This window comes from Micromonospora sp. D75 (assembly GCF_018070405.1).
In the GTDB taxonomy this organism is placed as follows: Bacteria; Actinomycetota; Actinomycetes; order Mycobacteriales; family Micromonosporaceae; genus Micromonospora; species Micromonospora chalcea.
Genome location: NZ_JAGPXV010000171.1, coordinates 1 through 9,644, shown reverse-complemented (window position 1 = coordinate 9,644; position 9,644 = coordinate 1). Strand labels below are relative to the sequence as shown.

The following is a 9,644-nucleotide window of genomic DNA, read 5'->3' as shown; positions in this document are numbered from 1 at the left end:
GACACCGAGGCGGTCGACGCGGCCGGGCCGCCGGACGAGCAGGGCCGGCTGGTGCTGCGGCTGCCGGTCGAGTCGGTCGACGTCGCGTACACCCAGTTGCTGGCGCTGGGCCCGGAGGTGGAGGTGCTGGCACCGCCGCGGCTGCGGGCACGCTTCGCCGAGGCGACCCGCCGCGCGGCGGCGCTCTACACCGATCCGCCGGCCGACGGTCAGCGGTAGCCGTCCGGGTCGGCCGGCTTACCAGGCTTGACCACCTCCTCGTAGTAGCGGGCCCAGTGCGGGCGGCTGCCGTCGACGTCGGTGAAGCCGTACACCTGGGACAGGCCGCCGCTGTCCAGCGACTTGCCGTTCCAGCGGGCCCGGTCCGGGTCGGCGGCCAGGGCCGCCACCGCGCGCCCGACGAACGCCGGCGTCTCCGACATGACGAAGTGCGGTTCGGTCTTCGCGCCGTCGCGCCAGTTCGCCTCCGTGACACCGAAATGCTCCAGCATCGACTCGGAGCGCAGCCAGCCCGGCGTGAGCGCGACGGCGGTGCAGCCGTGCGGGGCCAGCTCGTGCGCCTGGCTGAAGCCGAGCCGGTTCACCGACACCTTCGCCAGGTCGTAGAAGACCGACAGGCGGTACTCGCTGTCGTTGTGCTCCTTGGTGCCGTCGCCGACCTCGACGACCAGGCCGCCCGGGTTGCGGATCAGCAGCGGCAGCGCGAAGTGGCTGGTGATGATGTGCGTGTCGACAGCCAGCCGCAGCGTGCGGAAACCGGCGTCGAGCGGCTGCTCCCAGACCGGCTTCTCCCAGGTGATCAGCGGGTCGGCGCCCCAGACGTCGTTCACCAGCACGTCGAGGCGGCCCTGCTCGGCGTCGATCCGCTCGACCAGGGCGCGTACCTGCTCGGGGTCGAGGTGGTCGACAGCGACGGCGATTCCGGTGCCCCCGGCGGCGGTGACCAGTTCGGCGGTCTCCTCGATGGTCTCCGGCCGGTCCATCTCGGAGCGGCGCTCGCGGGTGGTGCGGCCGGTGGCGTAGACGGTGGCCCCGGCGGCGCCGAGCTGCACGGCGATCTGCCGGCCGGCGCCCCGGGTAGCGCCTGCGACGAGCGCGACAGTTCCGGTCAGTGGTGAGTTCATGGGATCACCGTGTCAGCGATACCTGACAACGGAAGTCCGGTTTCCCGAACGAACCGGATGGGCGATCATCACCGGTATGCACCTGCTGCTGTCCGGGATCGTCGGCTCGGTCGCGTACGGGCTGGCCGGACCCGGCTCGGACACCGACCGGCTCGGCGTGTTCGCCGCGCCCACAGTCGCGTTCCACGGCCTGCGCCCGCCCCGCGAGTCGGTGGTCACCACCGACCCGGACGTCACGCTGCACGAGGCCCGCAAGTACGCGCTGCTGGCGCTGAGCGGCAACCCCACCGCCACCGAGCTGATGTGGCTGCCCGACGACTGCTACGAGACCCGTACCGGGTTCGGTGAGGAGCTGATCGCGATCCGGTCGGCGTTCCTCAGCGCGCCGCGCGTCCGTGACGCCTACCTCGGGTACGCCGCGCAGCAGTTCCGCAAACTCGCCGGCCGGCCCGCCGACGCCGGTGGGCGGCTGCGCTCGGCGAAGCACGCCCGGCACCTGGCCCGGCTGCTGCACCAGGGCCGGGTGCTGTACGCGACAGGCGTACTGGAGATCCGCCTCGCCGACCCGGAGTGGTTCCGCGCGTTCGGCGAACGGGTTTCCGGCGGCGCGCTGGAGGAGGCGCAGGCGCTGGTGGCGGACGCCGAGGCGGAGTTCGACCGGATCCGCTCACCGCTGCCGGAGCGCCCGGACGAGGAGACGGTGGAACGCTGGCTGCTCGCCGTCCGGGCGGCGTACCTGCCACGCTGAGCGGGTCAGTCCGCCAGGCGCACCCGTACCCGGCGGTTGGCCCGCCCCTTGCTCTCCACCTTGACCACCTGGACCTTGCCGATCTGGGCGGTGGAGGCGACGTGCGTGCCGCCGTCGGCCTGCACGTCCAGCCCGACGATGTCGACGATCCGCACCTCCTGCTCCTCCGGCGGGATCAGGTTCGACTGGGTACGGATGATGTCCGGCAGCGCGAGCGCCTCGGCGCGCGGCAGCACCCGCACCGCTACCGACCGATCGGCGGCCACCTCGGCGTTCACCAGCTCCTCGATGCGGGCCTTGAAGTCCGGCGGCACCTCGGGCAGGTTGAAGTCCATCCTCGCCTCGCCCGGCTCCATGTTGCCGCCGGTGACGAGCGCGCCGAAGTCACGGAACACCACGCCGCAGAGCACGTGCAGCCCGGAGTGGGTACGCATCAGCATGGTCCGGCGGGCGTCCTCCACCGCGCCGACCACCTCGGTGCCGACCGGCGGCACCGGGTCGCCCTCGGCCGGGATCAGCCACAGGTCGTCGCCCTTGCGGGTGCCGACGATCCGGGTCTGTACGCCCTGCCACAGCAGCACCCCGTGATCCGGCGGCTGCCCGCCCCCACCCGGGTAGAACGCGGACCGGTCCAGCACGATGCCCTGCTCGGGATCGGCCGCCAGCACCCGGCAGGTCCACTCGCGCAGGGTCGGGTCGGCGAGGTCGAGCCGGTGCGTACGGCCGTGGTGTGTGACGCCCATGGACGGCGACGTTACCCGTTCAGGAACTCCGAGACGCGCCCCCGCAGGTCGGCGCGTTCGGTCCAGAGCACGCCGGGCCGGTCGTACACGTGCAGTGTGGCGTTCGGGAGCGCGGCGGCGAGCCGTTCGGCGACGGCGACCGGGTGCAGGTCGTCGTCGGCGGCGGCGATGACCAGCGCCGGCGCGGTGACCGCGGCGAGCGACCCGGCGTCGTCGAGCGGGGCCTGGGCTGGCAGGTCGGCCAGCCCCGGCGCGAGCCCGTCGCGCAACAACTGGTCGAGCCGCTGCCGCAGGTAGGCCCAGCCGGCCGGGGTGTTGCGCACCGACGGCGGCAACTCCAGCGACACCACGTCGGCCAGCGCCGAGGCGTCGCCCTCGGCCACCGCGTCGAGCAGGCCGGTGAGCCGGGCGCGGGCCACCTCGCCGCGCGGTGTGTCCAGCACGGCGGGCAGGAAGAAGACGAGTCTCTCGAAGCGTTCCGGGCTCTCCGCGAGCAGCCGGCAGAGCGCGCCCGCGCCGAGGCTCGCGCCGAACGCCCGGGTCGCGCCGCTCAGGTCCGCCATCGCGCGCAGGTCACGGGCGAGGTCCAGGTAGGTCCACGGACCGGGCGGGGAGTCGGAGCGGCCGTGCCCGCGGAACTGGAAGAAGACGCGCCGCCCGGCGACGCCGCTGCCGAACGGGCGGGTGGTGGCGATGCCACTGCCCAGCCCGTGCGCGAACACGGTGACGGGGTCACCGGTGCCGGTGACCAGCCGTTCCAGGCTCACCCCGTGCGGGGTGGCGACCAGCTCCGTCTCCGGCTCGGGCAGCGCGGGACGCCCGGTCCGGGGCGCGCCGGGGCCGGGCCCCCAGGTGCGGGGACCGCCGTCCGGCGGCGGAGGCCAGCGGAAACCTCTCACCAGGACCCTCGGCCGTCGTGCAGGTCCCGCAGGCCGGGCCGCACGTCGAGCAGGTAGATCAGACCGGCGGCGATGCCGATCAGTCCGAACAGGCTGATCGGGCCGAAGCCGAGCAGGGTCAGCAGCAGGCAGACCGCCAGGATGGCGACCCAGCCGCCCTTGGGCAGCGTGCCGAGCGCGGCGAAACCGTCGCCGCGCTGGGTGACCGCGTGCACCAGCGCCACTCCCTGTACGACCAGGGCGAAGACGAGCAGGATCAGCTGGATCACGTCTTGGACTGCGAACGCGAAGATCGGCGCGGCGATGGCCATGGGGGCAAGCTTATGCCGAGACCCCGGAAACGTCCGACAAGACGTTGTCCGGGGTCCGGTGGGGCATCAGGTCACTCGGCGGCCGGGCGGGTCCGCTTCGTGGCCTTCGGGAGCTTCGCCGACGGGGTGGCCGGCTTGGTGGCCTTGGTGGCGGTCGTCTTGGCGACGGCCTTGGTGGCGGTCGCCTTGGTGGCGCGGGTGCGCTTCACCGCGGCCGGCTTGGCGGCCACCGCCTCGGCCACCTCGGCCGGGCTGGGCACATCGGTCGTCGCGGCGGCGGTGTCCGGCTTCGCGGCCATCTCGGCCTTCGTCGCGACCGCGGCCTTCGGGGTGACCTCGGCCTTCGGGGCCACGTCGGTGCCGGTGGCCTCGGTGGCCTGGATGTCGGCGTTCACCGTGTCGGCGGCCTCCAGCACGCCGGCGCCGACGACACGCTCACCACGGGCGACCAGTTCGGCGTACGCGGCCAGCGCGCGCTCCTGCGCGGCGTGCGCGCCGGCCACCACGACAGCGGCGTTGCGGGTGGCGGCCTCGCGGAGCTTCTCCAGGTTCGCCGCCTCGCGCAGCTTCTCCAGGTTCGCCGCCTCGCGCAGCTTCTCCAGGTTGGCGGCCTCGCGGAGCTGGTCGAGGTCGGTGGCGACGGCGCGCTCGCGCAACCCGGTCGCGGTCTGGTTGGCGGTCTTCAGCGTCTCGGTGGCCTTCTGGCGCAGCTCGAAACCGGTGACGACGGCCTTGCCGCCGAGGTCGGTCACGACCCGGGTGCCGAGGCCGCTGACCACGGTGGGCAGCTTGCGCAGCTGCTCCAGGGCCAGCTCACCGGCGCCGGCGGCGGCGTAGAGGGGTGCGGGGATGCGGTTGGTCTTCGGCTGGGTGGTCATGACTGCTCCTCTTCGGCCGCACCGGCGGCCTTCCGGGCCGCCCGGCGGGCGGCCGCTTGCTCAGGGGCGGCGGTGGTCGGGGCGGGCGCGGTGGTCGGGGCGGGCGCGGCACCCGCTTCGGTGACGGCTACCGATTCGAGGACCGCCTCGGTCGGCGTGCCCTCCGGCGTGACCGGACCGGTAGCGGCCGCCGCCACTGTCGCCGGGGCCTCCGGCGCGGTGGCCGGCTCGGTCGCGGCGGCCTTCTCGGCCGTCTCCGCCGCCCCGGCGGCCTCGGTCGCCTCGGCCAGGCGGGCGTTCTCGCGCCGGAACGTCTCGTAGATCTGGGTGAGCGACTGCTTCTGGGCCATGGTCAGCTCGGGGTCGACGGCGATCGCCGCGAGCACGCCCTGCCCCTCCTTGTCGTCCAGCAGCCCGGCCCGCAGGTACATCGCCGGGGTGGAGACGCGCAGCGCGCTCGCGAGCTGCTGGAGCACCTCGGCGCTCGGCTTGCGCAGCCCTCGCTCGATCTGGCTCAGGTAGGGATTGCTGACACCCGCCTGCTCGGCGAGCTGGCGCAGTGAGATCTTCGCGTTGCGCCGCAGGTCGCGAATGAACCCGCCGACATTGGGAAGGTCCTTGCTGGTGGCCATGACTCAACGCTAGCTCGGTCCGCTAACTGCTGCAAGCAAAACGCTAGCCAGAGTTAGCAGGGTCACCGATGGCGGGTTGCGGAGCCCATGTCCGTTCCGTACGGTTCTCCCCCGTGACCAAGATCGATATCAACGGTGCCCAGCTCGCGTACGACGAGAGCGGCACCGGCACCGCCGTGGTGCTGCTGCACGCCGGCATCGCCGACCGGCGGATGTGGCGCGGGCAGATCCCGGCACTCGCCCAGCGGCATCGGGTGATCGCGCTGGACCTGCGCGGCTACGGCGAGTCGGAATTGCCGCCCGCGCCGTTCGCCCACCACGACGACGTGATCGGGCTGCTCGACGCGCTGGGCATCGAGCAGGCCGCGCTCGTCGGCTGCTCGTTCGGCGGCCGGGTCGCGGTGGACACCGCGCTCGCCCACCCGCAGCGGGTCTCGGCGCTGGCGCTCTTCGGCGCGCCCGTCTCCGGCAACGAGTGGTCCGAGGAGACCGAGCAGCTCTGGGAGGAACTGGTCGGCGACGTGGACCCGGAGGACTTCGCCGCCACCGCCGCCGGGGAGGTGCGGTTCTGGGTGGTCGGCCCGACCCGCCGCCCGGAGGACGTCGACCCGGAGCTGATCCGGTTCGCCGAGGAGATGGACCGCCGGGCGCTCGCCGCCGAGCAGGCGCTGAGCGCGGTCGACGTCGACGAGCTGGACCCGCCGGCGATCGACCGGCTGGGCGAGCTGCGCGTACCGGTGCTGGTCGGCACGGGCGCCGACGACCTGGCCGACATCCGCCGCCTGGCCGACCGCATCGCCGACGAGGCCCCCCGGGGCATACGCATGCCGGACGTCCCCGACGCGGCCCACCTGCTCCCCCTGGAGCGCCCCACCGAAACCAACACCGCCCTCCTGCCGTTCCTCCCCTCCTGACCGCCCCACTTCTCTCCCCTCGCCGCGTTGATCTTGCACTTGCAGCCCTCGGCACGCCTGGAATGCGCATTTCGCCGGGGCAGTAAGTGCAAGATCGCCGGGGGTAGAGGGCGGGGAAGGGTTACCAGGTGGGGCGGATGGCTCCTACCGGGAGGCCGCCGCCGAGCAGGGGTGGTTCGGCGTACTCGGTGAGGATGGGGGCGCGCACGTCCAGGCGCGCCAGGGCCGACACCAGGACGGGTGTGCGGGCCCTGGCCGCGCCGTCGTCGATCTTCAGCGCGACCGCGCCGACCCCCGGGACCGCCGCCGCGATCACACCCTCCGCGCCGATCTTGGCGAGCAGACCGGGTACGCCGCGCATCAGCCGCGTGTCCTCGGCCTGGGTACCGCCGACCAGCTCCGGGTACGTGCGCATCGCGTCCGCCACCGTCCGCTCGACGGTGCCCGGCTCGGCCTCGACCAGCCGCAGGAACGCCCGCGCCAGCCCGGTCAGCGAGACGGCGAGCACCGGCGCGCCGCAGCCGTCCACCCCGACCGCCGCCGCCCGCTCCCCGGTGAACTCCTCGATCGTGGCGGTCAGGCGCTGCTGGAGCGGGTGCTCGGGCCGCCAGTAGCCGTCCAGCGGCCAGCCGGCGGCCAGGCAGGTGCGCAGCATGCCGGCGTGCTTGCCGGAGCAGTTCATCAGCACCCGGGCGGGACCGCCGCCGGCCCGCAGCACCGCCTCCCGGGCGGCTTCGCCGACCGGCAGGTCCGGCGGGCAGTGCAGCGCGTCCCCGGTGAGGCCGCCGCCGCGCAGCAACGCGGTGACCCGCTCGACGTGGAACTCCTCACCGGCGTGGCTGGCCGAGACGAGCGCCAGGTCGGCCGGGTCGGTGAGCGGCAGCCCGGCCCGCAGCATCCCGATCGCCTGCATCGGCTTGTTGGACGAGCGGGGGAAGATCGGCGAGGTCACGTCTCCGGCCCCGGCGACAGGCGCTCCGGCGGCGTCGAGCACCACCACGGAACCCCGGTGGAAGCCCTCCACGAAACCGGACCGGACCACCTCGGCGAGCGGCGCGCCGCCCTCGTACGTCTTTCCCACGTAATGGACCGTACCGATGGGGCGGGCCCGGCCGACGGCGGGGTGACCTGCGGCGTCGGCCGAGGCCGTACAGGGCCGGCGGCCGGTACGCCGCTTACCGGCCGGTGGCCGGAAGACCGAGCAGCGTACGGGCCTCGGCGGTGGTCAGCGGAGGCCGCTGGGCGAGCTGGGCGAAGCCGACCGCCCGCGCGACGAGCTGCATGTTGGACTCCACCGGGCGCCCCTTGGCGTACGTGACCGTGTCCTCCATGCCGACCCGCAGGTGACCGCCGGCCGACAGCGAGGCCAGCATCACCGGGATGGTGCTGCGCCCGATGCCGGTGGCCGCGAATGTGGTGCCCTCGGGCAGGTCACGCAGCATCTGCTGGGCCGCCACCAGGGTCGCCGTGGTGCCCGGCATGCCACCCGGTACGCCCATCACGAAGTCGACGTGCACGTGCCCGCCGTGCGGCAGGCCGTACTTGCCGAGCAGCCGCTGCAGGGCGGTGAGGTGGCCCAGGTCGAAGATCTCGTACTCGGGGACGACGCCGCGTTCCTGCATCCGGGTGTGCAGGTCGACGATGAACTCCCACCGGTTGAGGAACACGTCGTCGCCGAAGTTGACGGTGCCCATGGTGCAGGAGGCCATGTCCGGCGCGGCGTCGAGCACGGCGAGCCGGGCGGACTCCGGGTCGGTCACCGCACCCCCGGAGGAGAGCTGCACGATCAGGTCGGTGCTCTCCCGCAGCGCCGCCACGGTGTCGCGCAGCCGCCCCTGGTCGAGCGTGGGCCGCGCCTCGTCGTCGCGGATGTGGACGTGGATCACGGCGGCGCCGAGCGCCTCGCACTCCTTGGCGGTCAGCAGCAGCTCGTCGAGCGTCACCGGCAGCGCCGGCACCTCAGCCTTCGCCGACTCCGCGCCGGTGGGGGCAACCGTGATCAACGTCCCTGTCGTCATGCCCCGGATCCTAGACCGGTGCCCGACGTCGGGTCGACCGGAGGATTTCCGGTGCGGGCGGCGTTAAGAAGGGACCCTTCCTCTACCGGAGGCGTTAATAGGGGGCCCTTCCTTACACGTCGATGGCGGCGGCGCTCTCGCCCACGAGCAGGCGGGCATCGTCGGGCGTGTTGCGCTTCAGCACGGCGAGCGCCACCTGACCCAGCTCGAAGTGCTGCACGGCGGTGCCCACGAAGCCGACCGTCCGGCCGTCGAGCGTCACCGGCGTACCGGCCACCGGCGGCTGGTCGCTCGCCACGCCGTCCAGATGCAGCAGGACCAAGCGGCGGGGCGGCTTGCCCAGGTTGTGCACCCGGGCCACCGTCTCCTGGCCCCGGTAGCAACCCTTGCCCAGGTGCACGGCCGGGGCGATCAGGTCCACCTCGGCCGGGATCGTCCGGTGGTCGGTGTCCACCCCGGCCCGTACCTGCTTGGCGGCGACCCGGACCGCCTCGTACGCCCACAGCCCGGCGACCGGCACCCCGGCGCCGCGCAGTTCGGCGACCACCCCGTCCATGGCGGCGCGGGGCACCAGCAGGTCGACGCCGAGCGCCACCCGGCGGGCCCAGCCGCCGACCGGTAGCGGCTTGACGTCGTACACCACGGAGGGCCGCGCGGGCAGCTCGCCGGAACGGAACTTCGGACCCGGCACCGCCGCTACGTCGGGAGCGGCCAGCCCGGTCACGCCGAGCGTGTCGAGCGCGCCGGGCGCCTCCGGCCCGACCAGCGACAGCAGCGCGAACTCGGCGGTGGCGTCGCGCGGGTCGACCTTGCTGAAGAACCGCATCTTCTCCAGGTACGACAGCAGGCCGCCGGTCATGCCCGGCTCGGTGTCCAGCCAGGTGGTCTCGCCGTCGTCGGCGACCATCGCGTGCTGCTCGACGTGCCCGTGCGGGGAGAGCACCAGCAGTTCGGTGCCCTGCCAGGGGGCCAGCGCGGCCAGGTGCTGGCTGGTGAGCGTGTGCAGCCAGCTGATCCGTTCCTCGCCGGGAACCGCGACCACGCCCCGGTGCGAGCGGTCGACCAGGCCCACGCCGGTGGCCAGGAGCCGCTGCTCACGCATCGGGTCGCCGTAGTGCGCCGCCACCGGCGCGACACCGGCCGCCCGGTGGGCCGGCTCGGGCTGGTCCCGGGTCTGGTCGTCGATGCTCTCGGTGGTCACCGCTCCGGCGATGTCGATCATGCGTGTTCCCCGTTCAGTGTGCAGCGGCCGCAGACCCCGAAGAGCGCGACGTGCCCGATGTCGACCTGGAATCCGCGCTGGTCGGCCAGCTGGTCGGCGAGCGGGCGGAGCATCTCGGGTGAGATCTCGTCGATCGCCCCGCACTCCCGGCACAC

Annotated in this window: 12 protein-coding genes and 1 pseudogene; 3 read left to right on the top strand and 10 right to left on the bottom strand. The window is 73.6% G+C overall.

Going from position 1 to position 9,644, the window contains the following annotated elements; translation table 11 throughout:
- Positions 1 to 219, top strand: a 219-nt coding sequence (locus tag KBX39_RS13120; RefSeq protein WP_210870721.1) for a WYL domain-containing protein, incomplete at its 5' end; no start/stop codon positions are given.
- Here KBX39_RS13120 and KBX39_RS13115 read toward each other — a convergent pair.
- Complete coding sequence (locus tag KBX39_RS13115; RefSeq protein ID WP_210870718.1) at positions 210 to 1,124, bottom strand: SDR family oxidoreductase; 915 nt, start codon at positions 1,122 to 1,124, stop codon at positions 210 to 212. The genes KBX39_RS13120 and KBX39_RS13115 overlap by 10 nt on opposite strands.
- A 76-nt stretch (positions 1,125 to 1,200) precedes the next feature.
- Between KBX39_RS13115 and KBX39_RS13110 the strand changes: the two genes are divergently transcribed.
- Positions 1,201 to 1,872: a nucleotidyltransferase domain-containing protein gene (locus KBX39_RS13110; protein WP_113973518.1), complete on the top strand. Its 672-nt coding sequence runs from the start codon at positions 1,201 to 1,203 to the stop codon at positions 1,870 to 1,872.
- Between the two features lie 5 nt (positions 1,873 to 1,877).
- On the opposite strand, the gene KBX39_RS13105 is transcribed toward KBX39_RS13110, so the two are convergent.
- The 5 genes from KBX39_RS13105 to KBX39_RS13085 all read right to left on the bottom strand — a co-directional run bounded on the left by KBX39_RS13105 (position 1,878) and on the right by KBX39_RS13085 (position 5,335).
- On the bottom strand, positions 1,878 to 2,615 hold the full coding sequence (locus tag KBX39_RS13105) for an alanyl-tRNA editing protein (protein ID WP_064446700.1): 738 nt from the start codon (positions 2,613 to 2,615) through the stop codon (positions 1,878 to 1,880).
- 11 nt (positions 2,616 to 2,626) lie between these two features.
- Positions 2,627 to 3,514: an alpha/beta fold hydrolase gene (locus tag KBX39_RS13100; protein WP_043328034.1), complete on the bottom strand. Its 888-nt coding sequence runs from the start codon at positions 3,512 to 3,514 to the stop codon at positions 2,627 to 2,629.
- On the bottom strand, positions 3,511 to 3,825 hold the full coding sequence (locus tag KBX39_RS13095) for a DUF2516 family protein (RefSeq protein WP_013288803.1): 315 nt from the start codon (positions 3,823 to 3,825) through the stop codon (positions 3,511 to 3,513). Before KBX39_RS13095 ends, KBX39_RS13100 begins: the two co-directional genes overlap by 4 nt.
- Positions 3,826 to 3,896: 71 nt before the next feature.
- The gene (locus tag KBX39_RS13090) at positions 3,897 to 4,703 is read right to left on the bottom strand and encodes a hypothetical protein (protein WP_210870716.1); all 807 of its coding nucleotides are present in this window, start codon (positions 4,701 to 4,703) and stop codon (positions 3,897 to 3,899) included.
- Positions 4,700 to 5,335, bottom strand: coding sequence for a helix-turn-helix domain-containing protein (locus KBX39_RS13085; protein WP_210870712.1), 636 nt, complete (start codon positions 5,333 to 5,335; stop codon positions 4,700 to 4,702). Before KBX39_RS13085 ends, KBX39_RS13090 begins: the two co-directional genes overlap by 4 nt.
- Before the next feature lie 113 nt (positions 5,336 to 5,448).
- On the opposite strand from KBX39_RS13085, the gene KBX39_RS13080 reads away from it, so the two are divergent.
- Complete coding sequence (locus KBX39_RS13080; protein WP_307851565.1) at positions 5,449 to 6,249, top strand: alpha/beta hydrolase; 801 nt, start codon at positions 5,449 to 5,451, stop codon at positions 6,247 to 6,249.
- 121 nt (positions 6,250 to 6,370) lie between these two features.
- Here the strand turns inward: KBX39_RS13080 and KBX39_RS13075 are convergent, their stop codons facing one another.
- From KBX39_RS13075 to KBX39_RS13060, 4 genes and pseudogenes are all read right to left on the bottom strand, one after another.
- Entirely contained in the window at positions 6,371 to 7,330 is a 960-nt protein-coding gene (locus KBX39_RS13075) for an asparaginase (protein WP_312247093.1), read from the bottom strand.
- Positions 7,331 to 7,424: 94 nt separating this feature from the next.
- A complete protein-coding gene (locus tag KBX39_RS13070) occupies positions 7,425 to 8,267 on the bottom strand; it encodes a 3-keto-5-aminohexanoate cleavage protein (RefSeq protein WP_069087799.1) in 843 nt (280 codons plus the stop codon).
- A 112-nt stretch (positions 8,268 to 8,379) separates the two neighbouring features.
- Positions 8,380 to 9,489: a folate-binding protein YgfZ gene (locus KBX39_RS13065; RefSeq protein ID WP_210870706.1), complete on the bottom strand. Its 1,110-nt coding sequence runs from the start codon at positions 9,487 to 9,489 to the stop codon at positions 8,380 to 8,382.
- Positions 9,486 to 9,644 (bottom strand): annotated as a pseudogene (locus KBX39_RS13060) (transcriptional repressor); the annotation flags it as partial. The gene KBX39_RS13065 and the pseudogene KBX39_RS13060, both read right to left, overlap by 4 nt.